This window comes from Sphaerisporangium sp. NPDC004334 (assembly GCF_053602655.1).
Genome location: NZ_JBSGDZ010000003.1, coordinates 92371 through 118530 on the forward strand (window position 1 = coordinate 92371; position 26160 = coordinate 118530).

Genomic DNA, 26160 nt, shown 5'->3' on the forward strand with positions numbered 1-26160 from the left:
CCACCCGCCGCTCCGGCAGTTCGCCGGTGGTCATGGCGCGGTCTTCGTGAGCGTGACCACGGCGTTGTAGTCGGGGATGTGGGCGTCGGGGGAGCGGCGGGCGGCGTCCAGCAGGACGTTGCCCTCCGGCCAGTGGATCTGCAGGTTGCCCGGCGTCAGCGGCGCGCGCAGCACGCGGCCGGTGAACCGCCCGGCGGCGCCGCGCAGCTCGACCTCGGCGCCGTCGGGCAGGCCGAGCCGGTCGGCGTCGTACGGGCTGATCAGGACGGCCTCGCGGGTGGCGCCGTTGAAGCCGTCGCGACGCTCGTGGACCATGCTGTTGAACTGCTTGCCGCGCCGCGTGGCCACCATGAACGACCCGTCTGGGCGTTCCAGCTCGGGCAGGGCGACGGCGGAGAAGCGGCCGAGGCCGTCGGCGGTGGGGAACCTGCCGCCGGGGCACAGGTGCCGCCCGCCGTACTGCACGTTGTCCCCGAACGCGGCCAGCTTCGCGATGCCGGCGTAGAACGGCACGGCGTCCTCGATCTCCCGGCGGATCTGCGGCGTGCCGCCCGGGTAGCGGACCAGGCCGGCGAGCTCGGGACGGGCGCGGGCGGCCAGCTCGGTGAAGATCTTCCACTCGGGCCACGCCTCGCCGACCCGCGGCCCCCGGACCTCGGGGGAGAAGATGACACGGCGCTCGGTCGAGGTCTCGGTGACCCCGCCCGCCATCTCGTACCGCGTCTGCGCCGGCAGCAGCAGCACGTCGCCCTCGGATTCGGCCAGCATCTGGCTGGACAGCACGATGTCGATGTGGACGCGCAGCGGCAGGCGGCCCAGCGCCTCGCGGCAGTAGGCCGGGTCGGGCAGCACCTCCAGGAAGTTGCCGCCGGAGGAGACCAGGACGTCCAGCTCGCGCGCGTGCGCCGCGTCGATCATGTCGGTCGCGGTGAGCCCCGGCGTGGCGGGCACCTCGAAGCCCCACTTCCCGGCGAACAGGCCGGCGTTCTCCGGGGTGATCGGCAGGCCGCCGGGCAGGCCGGTGGCGTAGGCGCCCATCTCGGCGCCGCCCTGGACGCCGCTGTGCCCGCGGATCGGCATCAGCCCGCAGTGGTCCCGCCCCACGAAGCCCCTGGCCAGCGCCAGGTTGACGATGGAGCGGACGTTCTCCTCGCCGTAGGAGTGCTGGGTGATGCCCATCGACCACACCAGCACCGCCGACTTCGCCTCGCCGAGCAGCCTGGCCAGCTCGTACATCTGCTCGCGGGTCGCGCCGCTGAGCGCCTCCAGCGACTCCCACGACTGGCCGGCGACGGCCCGCCGGGCGTCCTCGAAGCCGGCGGTGTGCGCGTCGATGAACGCCTTGTCCAGCCAGTCGTTCTCCACCAGGTGCTTGAGCACGCCGTTGAGGAAGCCGATGTCGCCGCCGACGTTCACTCCGAAGAAGTCGTCGGTGATCTTGGTGCCGAACATCGCCGACTCGGCGTTGGAGGGCACCCAGTAGCGCTCCATGCCGGGCTCGCGGTAGGAGTTGACCATCGCGACGCGGGTGCCGGCCTTCTTCGCGTGGTACAGGTACTTCATGGCGACCGGCTGGTTGTTGGAGGGGTTGGACCCGATGAAGACGATCAGGTCCGAGCCGATCCAGTCGGTGTAGGAGCATGTGGTCGCGGCGGCGCCGATGGTCTGCTTGAGGGCCACCGTCGAGGGCGAGTGGCAGATGCGCGCCGCGTTGTCGATGGAGTTGGTGCCGAGCGCCCGCACGGCCTTCTGGGCGGCGAAGTAGTTCTCGTTCGGCACGCCCCGGCTGGTCAGGTACGCCCCGAGCCGCGCGCCGGCGTGCAGGTGCGAGGCCGCCAGGTCCAGCGCCTCGTCCCAGCTCACCCGGGTGAAGCCGGGCTCGCCCCGCCGGCGCAGCATCGGGTGGGGCAGGCGGCCGAGGTCGCGCAGCTCCGCGCTGCGCATCGAGGACAGCCCCGAGACCTCGGCCAGCCGGGCGGTGTCCAGCGGCGGCATGGTGTTCAGCTGGAGCAGGCGCAGCCGGATGTTGCACAGGTGGATCTCGTCCATCGTCCAGTCGCGCATGCCCCGGGTGCCCAGGGCGCACCCGTCGCAGGTGCCCTGGGTGAGGATGCGCCAGGCGTAGCGCCGGTTGCCCTTGACGGACCGGAACGCCTTCCACAGCTCCAGATAGTTGTTGGGTTTGCGCTCGCCGATGCCGAAGGGCTTCCAACTCGCCCAGTTTCGAGGGTCCAGACGCTTGCTCACCGGACGTTCACCCGTTTCTCGTCCCTGCTGCCGGCCGTTCGCGCGGCTAGTTCATAGCATCACCCATTTGCCGGATCTGACGAACCGGGCGCGGTTCACGGGCGGCCGGCGGCCCGTTCCGCCGCCTCCCGGTGATGACCGCACTACCCACTGTCGGCCCGTCGTCCCGTGGGCGGGGAGGCGCGACGCGGAGGAAGGGAGGAGGATGGAGGGGTGCTTGACTCGCCGTACACCGATCTCGAGCGGCCGCCGCTGTCGCAGGCCGCGCTGACCAGGGCGGTCGTCCGCCCCGGAAGCCTGTGGTCGCGGCTCGCCGTCGTCGACCGCACCGGCTCCACCAACGCCGACCTGGCCCAGGAGGCGAGCCGCGGGGCCGGTGAGGGCGCCGTGCTGATCGCCGAACTGCAGGAGGCCGGGCGCGGGCGCCTCGGCCGGGTGTGGACGGCGCCGCCGCGCGCGGGCCTGACCTTCTCGGTGCTGCTCCGGCCCGCGGTGTCCCCGGCCAGGCAAGGGTGGGTGACGCTGCTGGTGGGGCTGGCCGCCGCCTCGGCCGTGCGCCGCCTCGCCGGCGTGGACGTCCGGCTGAAGTGGCCGAACGACCTGCTCGTCGGCGAGCGCAAGCTCGCGGGCATCCTGGCCGAGCGGGTGGAGGACGCCGTCGTCGTCGGCATGGGCCTCAACGTCTCGCTGCGGCCCGAGGAGCTGCCCGTTCCCACCGCCACCTCGCTGACCATCGAGAACGCCGAGTGCGCCGACCGTGACCCGCTGATCAGGGCGGTGCTGCGCGAGATCGAGACGCACTACCGCGACTGGATCGCGGCCGGCGGCGACGCCGACGCCAGCGGGCTGCGGGCCGCGTACGCCGCGGCGAGCGCCACGATCGGCCGGCAGGTACGGGTCGATCTGCCGGGCGGGAGCGTGCTGGAGGGCCTGGCCACCGGCGTGGACGCCTCGGGGCACCTGCTCGTGCGCGCGGACGGCGCCGACCACGCCCTCAGCGTCGGCGACGTGGTCCACGTCCGCCCCGCCAAGGGCTGACGCCTCCCGCGGCGCGTCGCGACCGTCCTCTCGCCGCCCGGCCCGGCGCGTGAGGGGTGCGCCGGCGTGGGCGGTCAGCCGCCGGGGTCGTCGCCGAGGTAGCGCAGGATGGCCAGCACCCTGCGGTTGTACTCCGGGTCGCGGGGAAGCCCGAGCTTGTCCATGATCGCGTTGATGTGCTTCTCGACGGTGCTGAGCGACACGTGCAGGCGTCCGGCGATCGCCGTGTTGACGTGGCCCTGCGCCAGGTGCCGCAGCACCTCCGTCTCCCGCGGGCTCAGCCTGCTCAGGGTGTCGGCGCGGGTGGTGTGGGCGAGCAGACGGCGGACCACCTCCGGGTCGAGCACGGTCCCGCCCGCCCGTACCCGTTCCAGCCCGTCCAGGAAGCCGGCCACCTCCGACACGCGGTCCTTGAGCAGATAGCCCAGCCCTGCGGTGTCGCCCGCGAGGAGCCGGGTGGCGTAGGTCCGCTCCACATACTGGGACAGGACGAGCACCCCGACCTCGGGCCGGCGCCGCCGGATCTCCAGCGCCGCCCGCAGCCCTTCCCCGGTGTGCGTCGGCGGCATGCGCACGTCGACCACCGCGACGTCCGGGCGGTGCCGCTCGACGGCGTCGAGCAGCGCCGGGGCGTCCCCGACGGCGGCGACGACCTCGTGCCCGGCGTCCTCCAGCAGGCGGGCGAGGCCCTCGCGGAGCAGCACCGAGTCGTCGGCGAGGATCAGCCGCACGGCACGCCCTTCGGCATGGTCGCGCTGACCCGGGTCGGCCCGCCCTCGGGGCTGTGAACGCGCATCGCGCCGTCCAGCGCCAGGACGCGCCTGGCCAGCCCCGCCAGCCCGCCGCCGGCGGGATCGGCGCCGCCCGCGCCGTCGTCCGAGATCGTCACGGTCACCGCCCGCTGGTCCTCGGTCAGCTCGACCAGGATGTCCCGCGCCCCCGCGTGCTTGACCGCGTTGGTGATCGCCTCGCGGGCCACGAAGTACAGGGCGGTCTCGATTTCCGACGCCGGCCGCTCCGACAGCTCGTAGCGCAGGGTGACCGGGATGCCGGAGCGATCGGCGAGGTTCGCCAGCGCGGTCCGCAGGCCGAGCTCGTCCAGCGCGGCGGGGTAGATGCGCCACGCCACCTCGCGCAGTTCGTCCAGCAGCCGGCGCGACTCCCCGTACGCCTGGGCGACCAGGTCGTCGGCGCGCGCCGGGTCGGTGGTGTGCCGGGCCCGGCCGAGCAGCATCGCCAGGGCCACCACCCGCTGCTGCACCCCGTCGTGCAGGTCGCGCTCGATGCGGCGGCGCTCGTCGTCCACCGCCCGGACGATGCCCGAGCGGGTATGGGTCAGCTCGGCGATGCGCCTGCGCATCGACTCCGCGCCGCCGGGCCCGAGGAAGCGGTCGGCCAGCCGCCGCTCGCCCGCCCCCACGGCGAGGACGCCGAGGGCGACCAGGGTCAGCACGCCCCCCGCGCAGGTCAGTCCGAGCACCCCGCTGTTGGTGGTGACCCGCACCCCCGGCATGCGCAACGGAACGTCCTCGGCCCCGCCGGAGGCCAGCTCCCACAGCCCGCCGGACAGCAGCAGCCCGCCCAGGAACAGCCCGGCGGCGCAGCCGTACCCGCCGAGGACGCCCAGCGCGGCGCGGGCCGCGACGAAGCCGTAGCCGCCGCCGGTCGGCGGGACGGGGTGGTCGAGCCAGGCCGCCAGCCGGGCGCGCTCCAAGGCCACCAGCCATGCCAGGCCGCGGTCCGCGACCGGACGCGCGGCGGGGACCAGCCGGGCCGGCCAGGCCGCGCAGAGGAACACCAGCTCCACCCAGCCGAGGACCACGCCCGCGAGCACGCCGACGGTGGTGCGCGCGATGCGGTTGCCGGACACGGCGGCAGTCTAGGCACCTCGCGGCGCGAAGGGCATGGTGGTCTCCCGTAAAAGACGCCACGGGTTTCCGTGATGCCGGAGGCGGGGGCGGCTCCCTAGCGTCGTCGGGTGGTCCGAAACGCCTTCGCGGCGCTCTGCGTCGCCCTGCTGCCCATGTCCCTCCCGCTGCCGGCGTCCCTCCCGTCATCCGCGCGCGCTCCGCTCGCCCCCGTCCCGTCCTCTCCGGGCGCTCCGCTCGCCGCCGTCCCGTCCTCGGGGGGCGCCGCCACGGCGGGCGCCCCGCCCGGCGTCACGCCCGCCGCCGTCGACGCGTTCGTCGCCCGGTACCGGGAGGCGACGGGGTTGCCGGGGGTCGCGGTCGCGGTCGTCAAGGGGGGCCAGGTCGTGCACGTCGCCGGGTACGGCCGGACCGCGACCGGCGAGCGCGTCACGGCGGACACGCCGATGGCCGTCGCCTCGGTCAGCAAGTCGTTCACCTCGCTCGCCGTCATGCGACTGGTGGAGAAGGGCGAGGTGGACCTGGACGGGCCGGTGCGCGACCACCTGCCCGAGTTCACCATGGCGGACCCCCGGGCGGCGCGGATCACCGTCCGGCAGCTGCTCGACCACACCTCGGGCATGGCCGACTCCGCCTTCCACGAGCGGAGCCTCCCGCTGCCCGCGACGCTCCAAGGCGCCGTGGCGCGGCTCAGGACGGCCGGGCTCGCCGCCGCGCCGGGGACGGCGTTCAGCTACCACAACACCAACTTCCAGGTCGCCGCGCGGCTGGTCGAGGTGGTCAGCGGCGAGCCGTTCGCGCACTACCTCCGCGCGCACGTGTTCACGCCGCTCGGCATGCGCCACAGCAGCACCGTCGACACCGAGCGCGCCCTGCCCGGCAGCGCGCGCGGCCACCTGTACGTCCTGGGCCGTCCCCTCGCGGTGCCCGAGCCGGCCGGGTTCGGCGGCGGCTCGGGCGGTGTCCTGTCCACGGCCGCCGACATGGCCCGATGGCTGATCGCGCAGAACCGCGGCGTGCTGTCCGAGCGGAGCGCCCGGGAGCTGCGCGCGGCATCGGAGCGGCATGCCCGGTACGCCCTCGGCTGGGAGCTCGGTACGACCGGGCGCGGCACCCCCTTCATCGGGCACGGCGGCGACCTGTTCACCTCGACGGCGGATCAACTGCGCATGCCGGGATCCGGGTACGGCGTCGCGGTCATGGCCAACACCGGGACGGCCTTCGGGGACGCCCACGCGATCACGGACGGTCTGGTCGCCCTGATCGAAGGCGCCGAGCCCGAGGTGCCCTCCGCGCTTCCCTACCTCCTCATCGACGTCCTTCTGCTGTCGCTGACCCTGGCCACCGCCGGTCTGGCCGCTCGCGGTGTGGCCAGGTCCCGGCGCTGGGCCGCGCGGCGCACCGGATGGCAGTGGTCGCGCCTGGCGCCCTATCTGGCGCCGCTCGCGCTGTGCGCGGGGATGGTCCCGGTGTTCCGCGTGCTCTCCCGGGGGCGCGACATCGCGTGGATCCAGCTGTGGTACCTCTACCCGACGTTCATGCTCTGGCTGGTCGTGGCCGCGGTGGCCTGCACGGCGGTGGTGGTCGCGCGTCTCCTCGGCGCCATGGGCGCACGGCGGCGGTAAAAGCCCGGCATGGGACCCGCCGCGCCGAGGGCGGCGTTCGCAGGTGCCGGGCCGCTGGGCGTGTCACGATTTGCCCTATGGGTCTCCCTGAACATCATCTGACGACGGGGGAGCGGGTCGTCCACTCGTTCCACCCGCACTGGAAGCGCCTTGTCCTGCCGTTCATGGCGCTGCTGCTCGTCGTCGCCGCGTCCAGCGCGGCTTTTCTCCTGATTCCTGCCGATTACGAGTACGCCAGGTACGCGTGGATCGCGGTCGCCGTCGTCTCGGTGGTCGCGCTCACCCTCTGGTCGTTCATCCCCTACCTGCGGTGGAAGACGACCTCGTACACGCTGACCACCCACCGGTTCAACATCAGCACCGGCATCCTCAGCAAGTCCGACGACGACATCCCGCTGACCAAGGTCAACAGCGTGAGCTCCGACCAGACCTTCATCGAGCGGATGCTCGGCTGCGGCACGCTGGTGGTGGAGTCGGCCTCCGACAAGGGGGAGATCAACCTCAGGGACATCCCCAAGATCCAGGCCGTCCGGTCGGAGCTGTTCCGGCTGGTGGAGGACGCCTCCGACGGGGACATCGACGGCCGGTGAGACATGCCCCGAAGGTGGCGTAACCTCCTGAAGGTGGCTGAGACCGACACCGTGCGCCGTCCCACCGCCGAGGAGATCGAACGGCTGTTCGTGGGCTCGGCGCCCCGCCACACCCGCGGCGAGGTGGCGAGCCTGGCCGGCGTCCCCCCGGAGCTGGCCCGGCGCATCTGGCGGGCGCTCGGGTTCGCCACGCCCGCCGACGACACCCCCGCCTTCACCGACGCCGACGTAGAGGCGCTGCGCCGCGTGGCCGGGATGCTCGGCGGCGAGACGATCGACGAGGAGACCGTCGTGCGGATGGCCCGCGCGCTCGGCCAGACCACGGCCCGGCTCGCGCAGTGGCAGTCCGAGATCATGATAGGCGCGCTGTTCGACCCGGCCGAGCCGCCCGGCGACCAGGAGCTCGCGGGCGCGGTGGAGGCCACACGGCGGCTGCTGCCCGACTTCGAGGCGCTGCTCGTGCACGTGTGGCGGGCGCAGCTCGCCGCCGCCGGCACCCGCCTGCTCGCGACGGCCGACGTCGGCGCCGAGACGGGGCCGGGCCGCCCCAGCATGGCCGTCGGGTTCGCCGACCTGGTGTCGTTCACGCAGGTGTCGCGCGAGCTGGACGAGCAGGGCCTGGCCGAGCTGGTGGAGAACTTCGAGGCGAAGACCTCCGACGTGGTCGCCGGCCACGGCGCCCGGCTGGTCAAGACCCTCGGGGACGAGGTGCTGTTCACCGCGCCGACGGCCGAGACGGCGGCGCGCGTCGCCCTGGACCTGGTGGACGTGCTCCGCGAGGAGGGCAGGGACGTCCGCATCGGGCTGTCGTACGGCCCCGTCCTGCCGGCCATGGGCGACGTCTTCGGCACCACGGTGAACCTCGCGGCGCGGCTCACCGCGATCGCCCGGCCCTGCACGGTGCTGGTCGACGCGGGCCTCGCCGAGGCGGCCGAGGGCAGCCCCGGCCTGCTGCTCCACCGCATCCGCCGCAGGCCCGCCCGGGGGCTCGGGGTGATCCAGCCCTACGTGCTGCGCCGGCCCCCGGACGGCCCGGCCTGACCGGGCGGCCCCGGAGCCCGTCGGCGTTGTCAACGCACATGCGTGCCGCTATACGTTGTGCAGGCCAATAGAGGGAGAGACGCACCATGCCGTACGAAGTCCAGGGCGTGATCGCGGGTGGCAAGGGCGAGGCCGTGACGCTGCAGACCGTCATCGTCCCCGACCCCGGGCCGGGCGAGGCGGTCGTCAACGTGCAGGCGTGCGGGGTGTGCCACACCGACCTGCACTACCGCGAGGGCGGCATCAACGACGAGTTCCCCTTCCTGCTCGGGCACGAGGCCGCCGGAGTGGTCGAGGCCGTGGGCCCGAACGTGACCGGCGTCGCCCCCGGCGACTACGTGATCCTCAACTGGCGCGCGGTCTGCGGCAACTGCCGCGCCTGCCTGCGGGGCCGCCCCTGGTACTGCTTCGCCACCCACAACGCCGCGCAGAGGATGACGCTGGCCGACGGCACGCCGCTCAGCCCGGCCCTGGGCATCGGCGCGTTCGCCGCCAAGACCCTGGTCGCCGCCGGCCAGTGCACCAAGGTGGACCCCGACGCGCGACCGGCGGTGGCGGGCCTGCTCGGCTGCGGAGTGATGGCCGGCCTCGGCGCGGCGATCAACACCGGCGGCGTCTCGCGCGGCGACTCGGTGGCCGTCATCGGCTGCGGCGGCGTGGGCAACGCGGCCATCCTCGGCTCGTCGCTCGCCGGCGCCGCGAGGATCATCGCGGTGGACGTGGACGACCGCAAGCTCGACCTGGCGGGCGGGTTCGGCGCGACGCACGTCGTGAACTCCTCGACCGCCGACCCTGTGGAGGCGATCCGCGAGCTGACCGGCGGGCACGGGGCAGATGTGGTCATCGAGGCGGTGGGCCGTCCCGAGACCTACAAGCAGGCCTTCTACGCGCGCGACCTGGCGGGCACCGTCGTGCTGGTCGGCGTGCCGACCCCCGACATGACGCTCGACCTGCCGCTGCTGGACGTCTTCGGCCGGGGCGGGGCGCTGAAGTCCTCCTGGTACGGCGACTGCCTGCCGAGCCGCGACTTCCCCATGCTGATCGACCTCTACCTGCAGGGGCGGCTCAACCTCGACGGGTTCGTGTCCGAGACCATCGAACTGGACCAGGTCGAGGAGGCCTTCGCCAAGATGCAGCGCGGCGAGGTCCTGCGCTCGGTGGTGGTCCTGTGACCCGCGCGCGGCGGGCCGTGACACGAGAGGAGGGCCCGCGATGACCATCGGGAAGATCGTCACCTCGGGGACGTTCACGCTGGACGGCGGGAGCTGGGACGTCGACAACAACGTGTGGCTGGTCGGCGACGACCACGAGGTCGTGGTGATCGACGCCGCGCACGACGCCGAGGCCATCCGCCAGGCGGTCGGCGACCGGCGGCTGAAGGCCATCGTCTGCACGCACGCGCACAACGACCACATCAACGCGGCCGGCGCGCTGGCCGACGCGACCGGAGCGCCGATCTTGCTGCACCCGGCCGACGCCGTGCTGTGGGAGATGGTCTACGACGCCGAGCGCGAGTACGAGCCGCTCAAGGACGGCGACGTGATCGAGGTCGCCGGAGCGGCGCTGCACGTCCTGCACACCCCCGGCCACGCCCCAGGGGCGGTGTGCCTGTACACGCCGCAGCTCGGCGCCGTGTTCACCGGGGACACCCTGTTCTCCGGCGGGCCGGGGGCGACCGGGCGCTCGTACTCGTCCTTCGGCACGATCATCGACTCCATCCGCGACCGGCTGCTGACGCTGCCGCCGGAGACGGTCGTGCACACCGGGCACGGCGACTCCACCAGCATCGGCGCCGAGGCGCCCGATCTTCAGGAGTGGATCGACCGGGGGCACTGAGCGGGCGGGCCGGACGCGGGGGTACGCGCCGGGGCGTGGCATGGCGGGGTGAAGGTTCGGTCGATGTTGCACAGCTCACATAGGCAACCCTTACCTGTGTGGGTTACCTTAGGTATGCCTTACCTACATAGACGTGAAGGGCATACCCCCATGTATGTGTGCATCTGCCGAGCCGTGACCGAGAACGAGGTGCACGACTGCATCGCCTCGGGCGCCAGGAGCGCACGGCAGATCCGCGATCTCACGGGCGCCGGAGGGGACTGCGCGACGTGCGTGCGGAAGATCTGTGCGATGCTGAAAAGAGCGGAAGAACTGGTCGCGACCGCATAGAACGCATAGAAAGGGATGCTGCCCGTGCAGGGGGACAAAGACATCATCGCTCTGTTGAATGAGCAGTTGACGTCCGAGCTGACCGCCATCAACCAGTACTTCCTGCATGCCAAGCTGCAGGAGCACTGGGGCTACACCAAGCTCGCCGCCATCACCAGAGCCGAGTCGATCGACGAGATGCGGCACGCCGAGGTGCTCACCGACCGCATCCTGTTCCTCGAGGGCCTTCCCAACTACCAGAAGCTCGGCACGCTGCACATCGGGCAGACCATCCTGGAGCAGCACACGGCCGACCTGGAGCTCGAACTGGACGTGGTGCGGCGCCTGCGCCCGGGCATCCAGCTCATGCGCGAGCGCGGCGACCACACCTCCGCGCGCCTCTTCGAGGACATCCTGAAGGACGAGGAACACCACATCGACTACCTCGAGACCGAGCTGCAGCTGCTGGAGACCCTGGGTGAGGGGCTCTACCTCCAGCGCTATGTGGACCTTCCCGGCGGCTCCGCCTCCTGATCGCACGACCGCGTGTCGCGCCCCCCGCCCGCCGGCCCGCCGGCGACCGGGGGGCGTTTCGACGTGTCCGCGGACCCGGGCGCGGAGGGTCGCCGCGACGCGCCGCTCCGCTTTCTCGTGCCGGTTCGCGAGCGTACTCCTGGGGCCATCGGGGTAGAAGGCAATGCGGGTGGGGTCGTCCGAGTTTCTGAGTCTTTGCCCAGGTCAATTGGTGGGTCAACGACGAGTCAAACCGCGCGCTGTACCCGGGAAACGATCGCCTAAGGTCCTACGATCGCTTTATGACCTGCGTACTTCTCGCCGAGGATGACACCTCGATCTCCGAGCCCCTGGCGCGCGCGCTGCGCCGAGAGGGCTATCAGGTTGAGGTGAGCCCCGATGGCCCGCAGGCCCTGGAAAGGGCTCTGTCCGGGGGCGTCGACCTCATCGTGCTCGATTTGGGCCTACCGGAAATGGACGGCCTGGAGGTCGCCCGCCGCATCCGCGCCGAAGGGCACGGCACGCCCGTGCTCATCCTGACCGCCCGCGTCGACGAGGTCGACACCGTGGTCGGGCTCGACGCCGGTGCCGATGACTATGTGACCAAGCCGTTCAGGCTTGCGGAACTGCTCGCCCGGGTGCGGGCGCTCCTGCGGCGCGGCACGTCCGAGACCCCCGTGGTCCAGGGCGTGCGCATCGACGCCGACTCGCGCCGTGCCTGGATGGGGGACAAGGAGTTGCATCTCACCACCAAGGAGTTCGACCTGCTTCGTGTGCTCGTCCGTGACGCCGGCAAGGTCGTCACGCGCGAGCAGATCATGCGGGAGGTCTGGGACACCAACTGGTGGGGTTCCACGAAGACCCTCGACATGCACATCTCGTGGCTGCGGCGCAAGCTGGGGGACGACGCCGCCAAGCCGCGCTACATCACCACGGTCCGTGGGGTCGGCTTCCGATTCGAACGCGAATAGCCCATAGCTAGATGCGCCGGAGGTTACTGTCCTCGACCCTGGTGGTCGCGGCCATAGCGGTCCTGCTCCTGGGGGTCCCGCTCGGTCTGGTGGTCACCCGTCTCATCAACGACGAGGCGGTCCAGCAGCTCCGGGCGCAGGCCACGTTGCTGCTCAGCCAGGTGGAATACGCCCGCATCGAAGATCGGCCGATCGATCCCGACGAGTTGCAGCGGCAGTATCCCAGCAGGTACGTCCAGATCTTCATCCGCAACAGCCCGACCGTCATCGTCGGGGCCGAGCCCCCGCCCGGCCGCCAGATGACCGAGGAGACCCACTCGGAGAGCGGGGTCTATGTCCGGATAACGCGCGACCGCGCCCAGGTTGAGCGCAATGTTCGGGGATGGCTCATGCTCATCGTGGCCCTCGCCGGGCTGGCGCTGGCGGTCGCCGTGTCGCTCGCCGTCGTGCAGTCACGCCGGCTCACCCTGCCGCTCCTGGACCTGGCGAGGATCGCGGAGCGGCTGGGCTCAGGCGAGGCCCGGCCGAGCAGGCACCGCTACGGCATACCCGAACTCGACCGGGTGGCCGAGGTGCTCGACCGCAGCGCGACCCGCATCGCCGACCTGCTGAGCCGCGAGCGGGAGTTCGCCACCGACGCCTCCCACCAGCTCCGCACGCCGCTCACCGGGCTGACCATGCGCCTGGAGGAGATCGTGGACGCCGCCGACCAGCCCGCCATCGTCCGCGAGGAGGGCGAGGCGGCGATCGTCCAGGCCGAGCGGCTCACCGCGGTCATCGATGAGCTGCTCGCCGCCGCCCGGCGCCAGCGGCACGCCCAGGCCGAGGCGATCCCGGTGGACGAGGTGCTGCGCCAGCAGCTCACCGAATGGGAGCCCGCCTTCCGCCGGGCCAGAAGGACGCTCCGCCTGGCCGGCGACCGCGACCTGCGCGCCCTGGTCAGCAAGGGGGGGCTGAGCCAGGTCGTCTCGACGCTGCTGGAGAACTCGCTGGAGCACGGCGACGGCGCGGTGACGATCACGACGGGCAGCTCGGACAAGTCCATCGTGATCGAGGTCGCCGACCAGGGGCCGGGCATCCCCGAGCACCTGCGCGCCCGCGTGTTCGACCGCAACGTCAGCGGCGGCGGTGGCACCGGACTCGGACTGACGCTGGCCCGCGCCCTCACCGCCTCCGACGGCGGCCGCCTGGAGCTGGTGCGCATGCGCCCGGCGGTGTTCGCGCTGTTCCTGCGGCCGGCCGGCGAGACCGCCCGCCACCGCGTGGTCAGCGGACCGGCGTGATGCCCGGGCTGTTGCCGTTGGCGCTGGTCTCGGCGCCGGTGACCGGCGGGAGCTGCGGGCCCGCGAGCGGGTGGGCGCCGCGCTGAGGGGGCTGCTCGTCGGCCGGGCCGGCCTCGGGCAGCCCGGTGTGCGGGTCGACCGGGGGAAGCTCCGGCGGCAGGAACACCCACTTCTTGTACGACCAGTACCGGAACAGCGTGCCGAGTGCGGTTCCGATGATGAGGGAGATGTTGTAGCTCAGCGGATCGGTGATCTTCAGCCAGTACTCGACGAAGCCGATGATGAGCAGCGAGATGAGCAGGCCGATGCCGTTGAGCACGAAGAACAGGAAGTACTCCCTGGCCAGGCCGCTCTTCTCGCGGTGCCGCCAGGTCCAGTAGCGGTTGGCCAGGTAGGCCAGCGTGGCGGCGAGCACCGTGGCGAAGGTCTTGGAGGTCAGCGGGCCGAGCTCGACCACGTACCTCAGCAGGTTGGTGGAACCCCAGTCGACGATGAAGGCGACCGCGCCGACGATGCCGAACTTGGCGAGCTCTCGGAGGAGCGAGGAGAACTGGTCATACAGGCGACGGATGAACTGCACAACGGTCCTTCCTAGGTGTCCGGGAGCCTCCTCAGGTTACCGGTGTGCCGGCCGCTCTGGGTCTTGTCCTCCAAGCGCGTCCTTTCCGCTATTTACTGAAATATCGGTACTTTCACGGCGAGTAACCGAGGTGGTGCGCTAGGCTGCGCCGCAGATCGCAAAGGTGTGCCATGGAGAGGTGGCTCCCGCCGTGCTGCGCCGACTGGTCGCTGTGCTCATCAGCGTCGCCCTGCTGACCGGATGCGGCGCGCGGAGCGGAGGCGAGGCGACTCCTGCGCCGGAGCCCGCCTCCGAGGGCGCCACGGCCCGCACGGTCGTGGAAGACGAGGCCGCGACGGCGTTCGGGTTGCTCAAAGAGCTCGACGAAGCGCGCGGGAAGCGCGACTGCGACAAAGTCCTGTTCCTGACCACCTCCGCCGCGAGCGAACTGGGCGGTCGTGCCTGCGAGGCCACCCGGAACGGCCGCCCGGTTCCCGCGCCCGTCTCCTACGGCGACGTCGAGTACTTCCTGCCCGACAGCCCCGAGGAGCGGCCCTGGTTCGCCGCGCTGGCGCGCAAGCCGCAACCGTCCTACTTCGTGTTCGCCTACGAGGAGGACCGCTGGCGGCTGGCGTACGGCCCGGTGCGGCTGGTCGGGAGCGCGCCCCGCCTGGACGCCGACGCGATCACCCGGGTCGTCCCCACCGACGACCCCGAGGACGGACTGCGCGCCAGGCTGGTGCCGCAGAAGCACCTGGCGTTCCTGTCCGACCGCGTCGGTCTCAGCGGCGTGCGCTTCGCCTCGGGCGACCCGATCAGGAGCCTGCTGACCGAGCTGGTCAGGAAGCCGGTCACCGTGCGTCCCGACCGGCTCAGCTACGACGTCCAGCTCCTGCCGGAGGACACCAGGGCGCTCGGGGTGGACGGCGGCGGCGCGCTGGTCTTCCACGCCATCAAGATCATCTACACGCAGAAGGCGCACGGGCGCAAGCTCGCCCACCCGCTGTTCGGCGGCGCCGCCGTGCGCGCCTTCACCGGCGGCGGCGACCGCGCCGTCGTCCACGTCACCGAGATCGTCTCGCTGGCCACCAAGGTCGCCCAGGACGGGAAGCTGACGACGGTCGCCATGTCCCGGGGGCTCGCCGACATCACCCGCTGACCGTCCCCTGACCATCCCGGGCCGCGAGGGGCCCGGGCGACAGCACGGCCACCGGAACGTCATGGGTAGGGTTTGGGCTTGTGACCAGTGTTGTGACCAGGAGGGAAACCCCTCACATCGGGCCCGTCGTCGGCATGGTGGGCGCGGGCCAGCTCGCCCGGATGACCCAGCAGGCCGCCATCGCGCTCGGCGTCGAACTGCGCGTCCTGGCGAACTCCTTCGACGAGAGCGCGGCGCGGGTGATCGCCGACACCCGGCTCGGCGACTACCGCGACCTCGCCGCGCTGCGCGCCTTCGCCGAGGGCTGCGACGCGATCACCTTCGACCACGAGCACGTGCCGACCGGCCACATCGAGGCCCTCGCGGCGGCCGGGTTCGCCGTCCGCCCCGGCGCCGAGGCGCTGGTGCACGCGCAGGACAAGGCCGTGATGCGCGAGCGCCTCACCGCGATCGGCGTCCCCTGCCCGGCCTGGGCCCGGGTCTCCTCCGCCGACGACCTGGACGCCTTCGGCAAGGAGCACGGCTGGCCGGTCGTGCTCAAGGCCGTGCGCGGCGGCTACGACGGCAGGGGAGTGTGGGTCTGCTCCTCGGCCGAGGAGGTCGCGGCGGTCCTTGCCAGCGGCACCGAGGTGATGGCCGAGGCGTTCGTGCCGTTCGAGCGCGAACTGGCCGTGCTGGTGGCCCGTTCCCCGCACGGGCAGGGCGTCAGCTACCCGGTCGTCGAGACCGTCCAGCGGGACGGCATCTGCGTCGAGGTCATCGCCCCGGCGCCCGGCCTGGACCCCGAGCACGCCGCCCAGGCCCAGCACATCGCCCTGAAGATCGCCAACGAGCTCGGCGTGACCGGGCTGCTCGCCGTCGAGATGTTCCAGCTCCCCGGCGGCGGGGTCATCGTGAACGAGCTGGCCATGCGCCCGCACAACAGCGGCCACTGGACCATCGAGGGCGCCCGCACCTCGCAGTTCGAGCAGCACCTGCGGGCGGTTCTCGACCTGCCGCTCGGCTCCCCGGCCCCGGTGGCGCCCGTCGTGGTCATGGCCAACGTGCTCGGCGGCGACGATCCGGACGTCTTCGGCCGGTACGAGCACGTGATGGCGCACGATCCGGGGGTGAAGGTCCACTTCTACGGCAAGGAGGTGCGGCCCGGCCGCAAGATCGGGCACGTCACCGCGTTCGGCACCGACGTGGACGAGGTACGGGCCCGCGCCCGGCACGCCGCCGTCCACCTGGCCACGGGAGAGTACGTCTGATGGCCCGCGACCCCCAGGTCGGCATCGTGATGGGCAGCGACTCCGACTGGCCGGTCATGCGGCTCGCCGCCGAGGCGCTCGGAGAGTTCGACGTCCCGTTCGAGGCGGACGTGGTCTCCGCGCACCGCATGCCGCAGGAGATGATCTCCTACGGCGAGCGGGCGGCCGAGCGCGGCCTGCGCGTCATCATCGCCGGGGCCGGCGGAGCCGCCCACCTGCCCGGCATGCTCGCCTCGGTGACGCCGCTCCCGGTGATCGGCGTGCCGGTGCCGCTGAAGTACCTCGACGGCATGGACTCCCTGCTGTCGATCGTCCAGATGCCCGCCGGCGTGCCGGTGGCCACGGTGGCGATCGGCGGCGCCCGCAACGCCGGGCTGCTGGCCGTGCGCGTCCTCGCCGCCGCCGACGAGGGCCTGCGGGCCAGGATGCTGGCCTTCCAGTCGTCCCTCAGGGACCAGGCCCACGCCAAGGGCGAACGCCTGCGCGCCGAGGCCGCCACCCTGGCCTCCAGAGAGCCCGCGAACTGACCGGCTCCGCGATCGGGCGCGCCCGCGATCGGTGTGCCCGCGATCGGTGTGCCCGCGATCGGTGTGCCCGCGATCGGTGTGCCCGCGATCGGTGCGCCCGCGATCGGTGCGCCCGCGATCGGACGTGCTCCGCGATCAGAAGTGCTCTGGGATCAGAAGCGCGAGGCCGCGCCGGGATGGTTCCCGGCGCGGCCTCGGTGCTCTCGTCATCGACGTAACGCGTGGTCCCGGTGCGTCGCGCCGAAACTACGGGCGGCCCAGGGCGCGGTAGTGCCAGCCGGCGGCCCGCCAGGTCTCGGCGTCCAGCGCGTTGCGGCCGTCCACGATCTTGCGGGCGGCCACGACCTCGCCGAGCGTGTCCGGGTCGAGGTCGATGAACTCCTGCCATTCGGTCAGCAGCAGCACCACGTGCGCGTCCTTGGCCGCCTCCAGCGCCGAGGCGCCGAACCCGAGGGCCGGGTGGGCGCGGCGGGCGTTCTCCAGCGCCACCGGGTCGTACACCGTGACCTGGCCGCCCTGCTCGCGGATCTTCACGGCGACGTCCAGCGCGGGCGAGTCGCGGATGTCGTCGGAGTTCGGCTTGAAGGCCGCGCCCAGCACGGCCACCGTGCAGCCGCGGAAGGAGCCGCCCGCCAGCTCGCGGGCCAGGTCCACCATGCGGGCGCGGCGCCGCATGTTGATGGCGTCCACCTCGCGCAGGAACGTGAGCGCCTGGTCGGCGCCCAGCTCGCCGGCGCGGGCCATGAACGCCCGGATGTCCTTGGGCAGGCAGCCGCCGCCGAATCCGAGACCGGGGTTGAGGAACCGGCCCCCGATGCGCTCGTCGAACGACAGCGCCAGCGACAGGTCCTTGACGTCGGCGTGCGCGGCCTCGCAGACCTCGGCCATCGCATTGATGAAGGAGATCTTGGTGGCGAGGAAGGCGTTGGCCGCGACCTTGACCAGCTCGGCGGTCGGGTAGTCGGTGATGATCAGAGGTGTGCCCTCCGACAGCATCGACTCGTAGACCTCCCGCATCATCTTTTCGGCCTTTTCGGACACGATGCCGAGCACGATGCGGTCAGGGTGCATGGTGTCGCGGACGGCGAAGCCCTCGCGCAGAAACTCGGGGTTCCAGGTGAGTTCGACGGCCTCCCCGGCCGGCGACAGCCGGACGAGCTTGTCGGCCAGACGCTGGGCGGTGCCCACCGGCACGGTGGACTTGCCGACCACCAGGCAGTCGCGGGTCAGGTGCGGCGCGAGGGACTCGACCACCGCGTCCAGGTAGGAGACGTCGGCGGCGTACTCGCCCTTCTTCTGGGGCGTGCCCACGCAGATGAAGTGGACGTCACCGAACTCGGCGGCCTCCTCGTAGGAGGTGGTGAAGCGCAGTCGTCCGGACGCGAGCCCCTGCTGCAGCAACTCCTGCAGGCCGGGCTCGTGGATGGGGAGCTCCCCCGCCTGAAGGCGGGCGACCTTGTCCGGGTCCACGTCCAACCCGAGCACGTCGAAGCCGAGCGCGGCCATGCACGCCGCGTGTGTGGCACCCAGATATCCGGTCCCGAGGACCGTCAGGCGATAGGACACGTGCGTGCTCCCTCCATGTACCGCTGTCGACCCAATCTTTACCGTAACGTTGCCGGGGCATGTTACCGGCCCCCGACCTCGGAGCAACAGTACAAACCGGACATTTCGCCGTGCAGGTGTGTCTCATATACCCCTGAGTCAGGCACCGTATAGTCGGACGTCCTAGTATTTGAACATGAGCTTCCCTCTCTACGCGCCCGGCGAAGAGCACGCGATGCTGCGCGAGACCGTCCGGGCCCTCGCCGACGACAAGATCGCCCCGCACGCCGCCACGGTCGACGAGACGGGCGAGTTCCCGTGGGACGCCTACAAGGCCCTCGTCGCCGCCGACCTGCACGCGGTGCACATCCCCGAGCAGTATGGCGGGGCCGGAGCCGACGCGCTCGCCGCGGTGATCGTCATCGAGGAGGTGGCGCGCGCCTGCGCCTCCTCGTCACTGATCCCGGCCGTCAACAAGCTCGGCACCGTGCCCCTGCTGCTGTCGGCCTCCGAGGAGCTCAAGCAGCGCTACCTCGGCCCGGTCGCGCGCGGGGAGGGCATGTTCTCCTACGCCCTGTCCGAGCCCGAGGCCGGCTCCGACGCCGCGGCGATGAAGACCCGCGCCGTGCGGGACGGCGACCACTACGTGCTCAACGGCACCAAGATGTGGATCACCAACGCGGGGGTGTCGGAGTTCTACACGGTCATGGCGGTGACCGACCCGGGCGCCGGAGCGCGGGGCATCTCGGCCTTCGTCGTGGAGAAGGGCGACGAGGGGGTCTCCTTCGGCGCCAAGGAGAAGAAGCTCGGCATCAAGGGCTCGCCGACCCGCCAGGTCATCTTCGACAACGCGCGCATCCCCGCCGACCGCATGATCGGCGAGGAGGGCACCGGCTTCAAGACGGCCCTGGCCACGCTCGACCACACCCGCGTCACCATCGCCGCGCAGGCCCTCGGCATCGCCCAGGGAGCCCTCGACTACGCCATCGGGTACGTCAAGGAGCGCAAGCAGTTCGGCAAGCCCATCGCCGAGTTCCAGGGACTCCAGTTCATGATCGCCGACATGGCCATGAAGCTGGAGGCCGCCCGGCAGCTCACCTACGCCGCCGCCGCCAAGTCCGAGGCCGCCATGCACGGCGAGAAGATCGCCGACCTGACCTTCTTCTCCAGCGCCGCCAAGTGCGCCGCCTCCGACGCCGCCATGGACATCACCACCGACGCCGTCCAACTCCTCGGCGGCTACGGCTACACCCGCGACTACCCCGTCGAACGCATGATGCGCGACGCCAAGATCACCCAAATCTACGAAGGCACCAACCAGATCCAGCGCATGGTCATGGCCCGCCAGCTCCTCAAGTAGGCCCCTGACCAGAGTCGGCCGTCCGGGGCAGCAGGATCCGGGTGAAGTGGTCCGGCTGCTCGAACAGCGAGCGGTGTCCCGCGCCGGGAATGACCAGGTGCTCCTTGCGGGGTGCCTTCAGCATGCCGTACCACTCCTCCATCAGTCGCAGTCGTGCGGGCACCTCGTCGGCGCCGTCGATGAAGTAGGCGGGGATCGCGAGGCGGGTGAGCCTCGTCCGCAGGTCGAGGTGGCCGGCCCGCGGGTAGTAGAGGTCGAAGGCGTCGAGAAAGCCCGAGAACAGGTGGATTTTGTCCATCAGGGAGTACTCCGGCGCCATGACACTCTCATCGAGGCCGCCCTGAGCCTCCCCGTAGACCTTGCTCTCGGCGAGGAGCATCGGTTCGTAGCCATAAAGGCCGTCGTATGGCGGCGGCCCGACCGCTTCGAGCGCGGCGGCGAGCTCACCGTCACGGTGGGCGCGTGCCCAGGCCAGCGTGTCGGCGTACTGCACGCGGTCGGCGGCGCCGGTGTTCACCGCCTGGCCGACGCCGATGTAGGCGTGGAAGAGCGCGGGACGGCGTTGCACGGCGAGCACCGCGGGGAGGGTGCCACCGGAGTGCGCCAGCAGGTAGATCCGGTCCTTGCCGAAGCGCTTGCCGAGGTAGCCCGCGACGGCCAGGATGTCGTCGGCCTCGCTCTCCGGGCTCGGCGTCGGTTCGATCGCCGGGTAGGAGCTGCCGCCGCCGCGCCGATCGAGGGTGGCCATGACGAAGTGCTGTTCGAGCCCGGCCAGATGGTCGCGCACCGCGCCTCGTTCGGCTGCGCCGGGGGCGCCGGGCACGAACAGCAGACGGGTTGGCCGTGTCGGTGCCGCGGATCATCAACCCGAGCCCCGAGACGGTCGTCAGCTCCGCCACGCTGCCAGACCCCGCGATCGGCGCGGTGGTGGCGGGCAGTGTGACGCCGATGGCCAGCGCGGCGACGATCGTCGCGAGCATGCCGGTGACCGCGCGGCCCGAATATCGCCGGAGGCGTCCTGCGGTCCGCCCGCGCGCCGCCCGTGCTCCGTAGGCGGCGCCGACGATCAGGGGAAGCAGTCCCAGCAGGCCGTGCACGCCGCGCCCGGCGATCAGGGCCAGTATGCCCAACAGGGTGATTCGCGGAGCGTCGACGCTCGGCCCGCTCGCTCCGATCCTGAGCAGTTCGAAGACCGCCGCGAACACGACCGGCGCCGCGAGCATCGCCCACCGCGACCTGGCGAGGTATCCGGTGGCGCCGCCCGCGGCCAGGCCGATCCCGATGCTGAGCAGCGCCGCGGCCGGGGTGAGCGGGCCGCGCGGCATGGTCAAGCCCGCGACTGCTCCCCACATCACCGGCACGAGACAGGCGAGCAGGAGTCGTAATGGCACCGGCGTTCCCCCTTCGCTGTGTAGCGTCCGCTACATGCATGCGAATGTAGCGGAGGCTACAGTGGTGAGGGAAGGGTGCTACGGTGCAGCAGTGGACCGCCGTGCCGAGCTCGCCGAGAGGGTGCTGGACTACGTGCTCGAGCACGGGCTCATCGGGTTGTCCCTGCGTCCTCTGGCCGCCGCTCTGGGCACCAGCGACCGCATGCTGATCTATCACTTCGGCAGCAAGGAACGCCTCGTCGGCGACGCCCTCGCGCTGGCGCAGCAGCGACTGGCCGCCTCGATCGACCCCCCGGGCGCCGAGGTGCGCACGATCGGGGACCTCGTCCGATACCTGTGGACCGCGCTCGACAACGCCTCCAGCAGGCAGGCCACGCGGCTCTACCTCGACCTGTCGGTGCTGACCACCCAGGATCCCGAGCGCTGGAGAACCGCCGTCGAGCAGCTCCGGGGGCCCTGGCGCGAGCCGCTGCGCCTTGGCCTGGCCGCGTTCGGCGTCCCGGAAGCGGAGACGCGCGCGGTCGCCGACCTCATCCTCGGCACGCTCGACGGGCTGGCACTCGATCGGTTGGTGGCCGGAGACTCGTCACGGGCGAACGCGGCGGCGGCGGCCTTCGCGGCCTTGCTCGACTCCCGGCATCCCTCGGGTACCAGCCCCTAAGTCGTTCGTCTCCCTCCTCTGGGCGGCGGGGTTCGCCGTGTCCTCGCAGGACTCTGAAGTCGATCTGCAGGTCGCCGTAAAGCCGAAAGGCCGAATTCGTGGGCTGCGTGCAACTTTCAGGCCGTCCTCCTGACCCGCGGCCGGGTCGGTACGGGGCGGGCAAGGCTTGACCAGGAGATGGCACCTAGTCAGCGGGCCAACATTTCTCGGTACCGCCTGGCCGCCCGTCCTCCGGGCGACCGCAGCGCCTTGACTGGGGTGAGGCATCCGGTCAGGCTCCTCGGTTGTTGACCGATGGATCTATTGACGGGAGCGTCGATGATGGGTGCTCGACGGCAGCGGAAGCTGCGACCGGCCACGACGCTCGGCGTAGCGGTGTCCTTGGTGGCGGGGACATTGACCATCCAGGCGGCCCTGGACCCGGCTGTGGCCGCAGCGGGTCCCACGTTGTCGGTGGATCCGTCCGCCGCCCGGCACGCGATCAGTCCGGACATCTACGGCATGAACGGTGCCGACCCGGCGTTCGCCGCCGAGATCGGCCTGCCGGTGGCGCGCTGGGGCGGCAACACGAGTACGCGGTACAACTTCAAGAACCACACCTACAACACGGGAAGCGACTGGTACTTCGAGAACATCGTCGCCGGGCCCGACAACACGGTCGAGGCGTTCGTCAAGACCAACCAGGACCGCGGCACCAAACAGGTCGTCACCGTGCCGATGAGCGGGTGGGTGGCCAAGGACTCGCCCGCCCAGCACCCGTTCGCCTGCGGATTCCCTGCCAGCCGGTTCCCCGCTCAGGACGGATTCGACCAGTGGGACGCCGGCTGCGGCAATGGCAGGCTCAACAACGCGAACCTGACCGGGGCGGTGCCTGAGGACACCTCGATCCCGGTGGACGCCTCGTTCGACGGCGAGATGGTGTCGCATCTCGTGAGCCAGTTCGGTAAGGCGGCGCGCGGCGGCGTGTCGATCTACGAGCTCGACAACGAGCCGGTGCTGTGGAACTCCACGCACCGCGACGTGCACCCCGGGGCGGTCTCGTACGACGAGCTGGGAAGCAAGAGCACCGCGACCGCCGCGGCCATCAAGGCCGCCGACCCGAGTGCGGCGGTGCTCGGCCCGTCCGGCTGGGGATACTGCGAGTGGGTCGCGTCCGGGGTGGACGGATGTGCGCCGGGCGCCGACGCGGCCGCGCACGGCGGGCTCAACCTGTCGCAGTGGTGGCTGAAGAACATGAAGGACTACAGCGACGCGCACGGCGGCAAGCGCATGCTCAGCTACTTCGACCAGCACTACTACCCGCAGATCAACGGCGGGAAGGACCCCGAGTCCAACGCGTGGCGGCTGCGGTCCACGCGTTCGCTGTGGGACCCGACGTACGTCGAGGAGTCCTGGATCGGCCCCACGGGCGTGAACGCGCCGCCGCTCCAGTTCATCCGCAAGATGAAGGAGTGGGTCGCGCAGTACTACCCCGGCACGAAGACCGCGATCACCGAGTACAACTGGGGCGCGCTGGACGACATCAACGGTGCTCTGGCGCAGGCCGACGTTCTCGGCATCTTCGGGCGTGAGGGTCTCGACCTCGCGACCATCTGGGGCGAACCCCAGCCGACGCAGCCCGGCGCCTACGCGTTCCGGATGTATCGCAACTACGACGGCGCGGGGAGCCGGTTCGGTGACGTGAGCGTGTCGGCGACCAGCAGCGATCAAGGGCAGCTGGCGGTGTACGGGGCGCAGCGCTCGCGCGACAAGGCGCTGACCCTGATGGTCGTCAACAAGACCGGCGGTGAGCTGACCTCACCGTTGTCGATCGCCGGACTGCACGGCAACGCCAAGGCGCAGCGGTTCACCTACAGCACGGCCGACCTCAACTCGATCGTGCACGGCGACGATCTCACGGTGCACCAGGGCCGGGTCACCGCGACGTACCCGGCGAATTCGATCACCCTGCTGGTTCTGCCGGGGCAGCGGCGTTGACGGTTCCCTGGAGGGAGCGGCCAGGCTCCTGAACAGCAAGAACCCGGTCCCGGCGAAGCCCTGGGACCGGGTTCGCCGTGTGGCGGATGATCTTAAGAGAGGCGCGCGCCGTGCTGTCCGGAGGGTTCTCGGCACGCTGACCCATGGCAGCATCGAGGGGATTTCGTCAGGCGGCGACCAGGGTGCCCACCACGGCCGAGGTGACTACCTGGGGCTGTGAAAACCTCCTGACCTTCGACGGGACACCACGAAAACCGGCCAGGCTAGTCCGATGACCCATCCTGCTCTCTTGCCGGGAAGACGGCAGTGGGGGAAGCTGCCCCGCATGAGTTATGACCTGGTGGTCTGGGAAGGTGAGCAACCGGCGGACGACAAGGCTGCCGAGGTCGAATACGAAGCCGTCATGGAACTCATGGAGGCGGACGAGACGCCGGTGCCGACACCGCCAATCCGTGCCTACGTCGAAGCGCTACTCCAGAGATGGCCTGACATCACGACCGACCAAGGCGAAGACAGCCCATGGGCGGCCGGGCCACTGATCGACGAGGCGCGAGGGGGAAGCATCTGCCTCTCCATCCAATGGCCCAGAGTGGACGATGCATCGAGCTTCGCCGCCCGACTCGCGCACAAACATGGCCTCGTCTGCTACGACCCCCAGACGAGCCGCCTTCGGGCATAGCTCTGATGGCTGCGCTCACCCGTGCTCAGAACTCCTCTGGCAATGGGGCGGATCGTGGCCCTGGAGGGCGTCGAGATTGAGTCGATGGTCTCGGGAGAGCGACCCTGAGATCCTCGCGTTGAACTCGTGAACCTGGCGTCGGGAGGACTCGTGCAGTTCGGTTCGATCGTTCCGGTACTCGGGGGGATCCTTGGAACTCTGCTCGGGGTGGTGATCGGTGGGATGCTCACCAGACGTGCTCAGAAGGAGCATTGGCTGCGTGATCGCCAGGTGGATGCCTGCTTGGGCATCATGCGGGAGTCCAATCGGGTGCAGTTCGGTTTCCTGTCCGCCTGGAGGGACGGGACCAGAACGGACTGGGTCGCGTGGAACGAGGCGCTGACCGTCCTCACGCTGGTCAGCCGCCCAGATCTGGTATCCGTCGCACATCGGATCGATCAGGTCTTCTGGGAGACGAACCGGAAGATCAGCATGCGCGAGATCACCTCAGAGAGGGAGTGGGCTGCGGCTCGCAGCACCATCGAAGACGCGCGTCTGGTCTTCATCAATCTCGCGCGACGTCAGTTCGCTGATCGCCCTGAGCCGGTAGCGCGCCTGGCCGCGCGGCCGCCGTTCCCTGAAGGAGGTCGACAGGTCGGGGAGGGAGGAGAAGTCGCCTCGGTCGTAGAGGGCGAGTAGCGACTCGCCGGCGCGTGTGCTCTCCTCGCCGAGTCCGCGACGCCCTCAAGGGCTGAGACCTCGATCACGTGGATGCAGCGGTCGGGCGGATAGCTCAATCGGAGGGCGGTGACCCGGTTGCCCTTACCTGTGGAGCAGAAGGCGCCTGGTCGGTGTTCTGCTTCTCCCGGCTCCAGATTTCGGTGCATCGAGGGAGGTCCTTGATGCCTCCGCCTTCGGGGATCAGGCCCCAGAGGAAGGGGATCAGGTACTGAGGTGGCTCGCCCAGAAGTGCGGTCAGTTCGTCCTCGGTGATGGTGAGGGTGAATGCCGCGCCCGGTCGTCCGGGGTTCCAGCCCTGTTGGAGGGCTCGGCGGATGCATCCGGCGACGAGGGCGGGGCGGACGGCGATCGTCCGTTGTCCGAGCCAGTTGTCCGGCCGGGCGCAGGGAAGGGAAACCACGAGAACACGTCCCGGCTTCTCGGCCCGCTGAACGGTGACGGTGAGGGGACTCCAGTCGTTGCCCTGGCAGTAGGTGGGCTTGTGCCGGATCCGCCAGCGGAAGGCGGTGCCGTCGACGCTGATGAGCCGTGAGCCCTTCCTGGGCATCGCCACGGGCGCCTCCAAGCTTCTGCTCTGTTCCGTCGCTGTTCCGTGGGAGTACCGAAAGCAGCGGGAAGTGACGCGAGACGCCCGCAAGCCTAACCGCGCTCACCTCATGATCGAGCGCGCGGTCAACGTCCCCCACCTCATGATCGAGCGCGCGGTCGACGTCCCCCACCTCATGATCGAGCCCGCGGTCGACGTCCCCCATCTCGTCGCCCTGGTCCGCGCCGGAGCGACGTTCGTCAACGGCAGGCTCGTCGAACGACCCGAAGGGGTCAACTCAACAGGGGACCTTGAGCCACGGGGGTTCGTGCCTGGTCATAACGCCTGCGGGCGTCGCTACGTGCGGCCTTGGTGGCCGTCACCGGTCAGAGCCAGGGCGGCGACGGCGGCGCGGAACAATGATTCACCCGCGCTCCTCAACCGTCCCATATGGGACGACTTGGTTGCTGTCGGTTGATATGCGG

At 71.0% G+C, this 26160-nt stretch carries 27 protein-coding genes; 20 read left to right on the forward strand and 7 right to left on the reverse strand.

Annotated features, from left to right (window positions below):
• Positions 1 to 30: 30 nt before the first annotated feature.
• On the reverse strand, positions 31 to 2247 hold the full coding sequence (locus ACWEN6_RS04080) for an FdhF/YdeP family oxidoreductase (protein WP_452568859.1): 2217 nt from the start codon (positions 2245 to 2247) through the stop codon (positions 31 to 33).
• A gap of 213 nt (positions 2248 to 2460) precedes the next feature.
• Between ACWEN6_RS04080 and ACWEN6_RS04085 the strand changes: the two genes are divergently transcribed.
• The gene (locus tag ACWEN6_RS04085) at positions 2461 to 3285 is read left to right on the forward strand and encodes a biotin--[acetyl-CoA-carboxylase] ligase (protein WP_452568860.1); all 825 of its coding nucleotides are present in this window, start codon (positions 2461 to 2463) and stop codon (positions 3283 to 3285) included.
• A gap of 74 nt (positions 3286 to 3359) precedes the next feature.
• Here ACWEN6_RS04085 and ACWEN6_RS04090 read toward each other — a convergent pair whose 3' ends face one another.
• Positions 3360 to 4016 (reverse strand): response regulator transcription factor, encoded by a 657-nt coding sequence (locus ACWEN6_RS04090; protein ID WP_354837215.1) that lies wholly within the window; start codon positions 4014 to 4016, stop codon positions 3360 to 3362.
• The gene (locus ACWEN6_RS04095; protein WP_452568861.1) at positions 4007 to 5155 is read right to left on the reverse strand and encodes a sensor histidine kinase; all 1149 of its coding nucleotides are present in this window, start codon (positions 5153 to 5155) and stop codon (positions 4007 to 4009) included. The genes ACWEN6_RS04090 and ACWEN6_RS04095 overlap by 10 nt, the downstream gene beginning before the upstream one ends.
• A gap of 108 nt (positions 5156 to 5263) precedes the next feature.
• Here ACWEN6_RS04095 and ACWEN6_RS04100 point away from each other — a divergent pair, with 108 nt between their 5' ends.
• The 9 genes from ACWEN6_RS04100 (at position 5264) to ACWEN6_RS04140 (ending at position 13321) form a co-directional block, all read left to right on the forward strand.
• A complete protein-coding gene (locus tag ACWEN6_RS04100; RefSeq protein ID WP_452568862.1) occupies positions 5264 to 6778 on the forward strand; it encodes a serine hydrolase domain-containing protein in 1515 nt (504 codons plus the stop codon).
• Positions 6779 to 6855: 77 nt separating this feature from the next.
• Entirely contained in the window at positions 6856 to 7368 is a 513-nt protein-coding gene (locus tag ACWEN6_RS04105; protein WP_452568863.1) for a PH domain-containing protein, read from the forward strand.
• A 33-nt stretch (positions 7369 to 7401) separates the two neighbouring features.
• Positions 7402 to 8409 (forward strand): adenylate/guanylate cyclase domain-containing protein, encoded by a 1008-nt coding sequence (locus ACWEN6_RS04110; RefSeq protein WP_452568864.1) that lies wholly within the window; start codon positions 7402 to 7404, stop codon positions 8407 to 8409.
• Positions 8410 to 8495: 86 nt separating this feature from the next.
• The gene (locus ACWEN6_RS04115; protein WP_452568865.1) at positions 8496 to 9581 is read left to right on the forward strand and encodes an S-(hydroxymethyl)mycothiol dehydrogenase; all 1086 of its coding nucleotides are present in this window, start codon (positions 8496 to 8498) and stop codon (positions 9579 to 9581) included.
• A 40-nt stretch (positions 9582 to 9621) separates the two neighbouring features.
• The gene (locus tag ACWEN6_RS04120) at positions 9622 to 10245 is read left to right on the forward strand and encodes an MBL fold metallo-hydrolase (RefSeq protein WP_354837203.1); all 624 of its coding nucleotides are present in this window, start codon (positions 9622 to 9624) and stop codon (positions 10243 to 10245) included.
• Between the two features lie 150 nt (positions 10246 to 10395).
• On the forward strand, positions 10396 to 10575 hold the full coding sequence (locus ACWEN6_RS04125; RefSeq protein ID WP_452568866.1) for a (2Fe-2S)-binding protein: 180 nt from the start codon (positions 10396 to 10398) through the stop codon (positions 10573 to 10575).
• A 15-nt stretch (positions 10576 to 10590) separates the two neighbouring features.
• Entirely contained in the window at positions 10591 to 11088 is a 498-nt protein-coding gene (gene bfr / locus ACWEN6_RS04130) for a bacterioferritin (RefSeq protein ID WP_452568867.1), read from the forward strand.
• 281 nt (positions 11089 to 11369) lie between these two features.
• Complete coding sequence (locus ACWEN6_RS04135) at positions 11370 to 12038, forward strand: response regulator transcription factor (RefSeq protein ID WP_030451323.1); 669 nt, start codon at positions 11370 to 11372, stop codon at positions 12036 to 12038.
• Positions 12039 to 12049: 11 nt separating this feature from the next.
• Positions 12050 to 13321: an ATP-binding protein gene (locus ACWEN6_RS04140; protein ID WP_354837195.1), complete on the forward strand. Its 1272-nt coding sequence runs from the start codon at positions 12050 to 12052 to the stop codon at positions 13319 to 13321.
• Here ACWEN6_RS04140 and ACWEN6_RS04145 read toward each other — a convergent pair.
• The gene (locus ACWEN6_RS04145) at positions 13305 to 13901 is read right to left on the reverse strand and encodes a GtrA family protein (RefSeq protein ID WP_452568868.1); all 597 of its coding nucleotides are present in this window, start codon (positions 13899 to 13901) and stop codon (positions 13305 to 13307) included. The genes ACWEN6_RS04140 and ACWEN6_RS04145 overlap by 17 nt on opposite strands.
• Positions 13902 to 14091: 190 nt before the next feature.
• Here ACWEN6_RS04145 and ACWEN6_RS04150 point away from each other — a divergent pair, with 190 nt between their 5' ends.
• The 3 genes from ACWEN6_RS04150 to purE all read left to right on the forward strand — a co-directional run bounded on the left by ACWEN6_RS04150 (position 14092) and on the right by purE (position 16816).
• Positions 14092 to 15039: a hypothetical protein gene (locus ACWEN6_RS04150; RefSeq protein WP_452568869.1), complete on the forward strand. Its 948-nt coding sequence runs from the start codon at positions 14092 to 14094 to the stop codon at positions 15037 to 15039.
• A gap of 80 nt (positions 15040 to 15119) precedes the next feature.
• A complete protein-coding gene (locus ACWEN6_RS04155) occupies positions 15120 to 16289 on the forward strand; it encodes a 5-(carboxyamino)imidazole ribonucleotide synthase (protein WP_452568870.1) in 1170 nt (389 codons plus the stop codon).
• Positions 16289 to 16816, forward strand: coding sequence for a 5-(carboxyamino)imidazole ribonucleotide mutase (purE, locus tag ACWEN6_RS04160; RefSeq protein ID WP_452568871.1), 528 nt, complete (start codon positions 16289 to 16291; stop codon positions 16814 to 16816). Before ACWEN6_RS04155 ends, purE begins: the two co-directional genes overlap by 1 nt.
• Before the next feature lie 246 nt (positions 16817 to 17062).
• Here the strand turns inward: purE and ACWEN6_RS04165 are convergent, their stop codons facing one another.
• Complete coding sequence (locus tag ACWEN6_RS04165) at positions 17063 to 18382, reverse strand: UDP-glucose dehydrogenase family protein (RefSeq protein WP_452568872.1); 1320 nt, start codon at positions 18380 to 18382, stop codon at positions 17063 to 17065.
• 175 nt (positions 18383 to 18557) lie between these two features.
• On the opposite strand from ACWEN6_RS04165, the gene ACWEN6_RS04170 reads away from it, so the two are divergent.
• The gene (locus ACWEN6_RS04170; RefSeq protein ID WP_452568873.1) at positions 18558 to 19721 is read left to right on the forward strand and encodes an acyl-CoA dehydrogenase family protein; all 1164 of its coding nucleotides are present in this window, start codon (positions 18558 to 18560) and stop codon (positions 19719 to 19721) included.
• Here the strand turns inward: ACWEN6_RS04170 and ACWEN6_RS04175 are convergent.
• Positions 19714 to 20544 (reverse strand): alpha/beta fold hydrolase, encoded by an 831-nt coding sequence (locus ACWEN6_RS04175; protein ID WP_452568874.1) that lies wholly within the window; start codon positions 20542 to 20544, stop codon positions 19714 to 19716. The genes ACWEN6_RS04170 and ACWEN6_RS04175 overlap by 8 nt on opposite strands.
• A 14-nt stretch (positions 20545 to 20558) precedes the next feature.
• On the opposite strand from ACWEN6_RS04175, the gene ACWEN6_RS04180 reads away from it, so the two are divergent.
• The 5 genes from ACWEN6_RS04180 (at position 20559) to ACWEN6_RS04200 (ending at position 25107) form a co-directional block, all read left to right on the forward strand.
• Entirely contained in the window at positions 20559 to 20774 is a 216-nt protein-coding gene (locus ACWEN6_RS04180; protein WP_452568875.1) for a hypothetical protein, read from the forward strand.
• A gap of 429 nt (positions 20775 to 21203) precedes the next feature.
• Positions 21204 to 21773: a TetR/AcrR family transcriptional regulator gene (locus ACWEN6_RS04185; RefSeq protein WP_452568876.1), complete on the forward strand. Its 570-nt coding sequence runs from the start codon at positions 21204 to 21206 to the stop codon at positions 21771 to 21773.
• Between the two features lie 384 nt (positions 21774 to 22157).
• Positions 22158 to 23750, forward strand: a complete 1593-nt coding sequence (locus tag ACWEN6_RS04190; protein ID WP_452568877.1) for a glycoside hydrolase family 44 protein — start codon at positions 22158 to 22160, stop codon at positions 23748 to 23750.
• A 325-nt stretch (positions 23751 to 24075) separates the two neighbouring features.
• Entirely contained in the window at positions 24076 to 24429 is a 354-nt protein-coding gene (locus ACWEN6_RS04195; RefSeq protein ID WP_452568878.1) for a hypothetical protein, read from the forward strand.
• Between the two features lie 150 nt (positions 24430 to 24579).
• Positions 24580 to 25107, forward strand: coding sequence for a hypothetical protein (locus ACWEN6_RS04200; RefSeq protein ID WP_452568879.1), 528 nt, complete (start codon positions 24580 to 24582; stop codon positions 25105 to 25107).
• A 94-nt stretch (positions 25108 to 25201) separates the two neighbouring features.
• On the opposite strand, the gene ACWEN6_RS04205 is transcribed toward ACWEN6_RS04200, so the two are convergent.
• Positions 25202 to 25702 (reverse strand): hypothetical protein, encoded by a 501-nt coding sequence (locus ACWEN6_RS04205; RefSeq protein ID WP_452568880.1) that lies wholly within the window; start codon positions 25700 to 25702, stop codon positions 25202 to 25204.
• A gap of 103 nt (positions 25703 to 25805) precedes the next feature.
• Between ACWEN6_RS04205 and ACWEN6_RS04210 the strand changes: the two genes are divergently transcribed.
• A complete protein-coding gene (locus ACWEN6_RS04210) occupies positions 25806 to 26153 on the forward strand; it encodes a hypothetical protein (protein ID WP_452569089.1) in 348 nt (115 codons plus the stop codon).
• Positions 26154 to 26160: the final 7 nt, after the last annotated feature.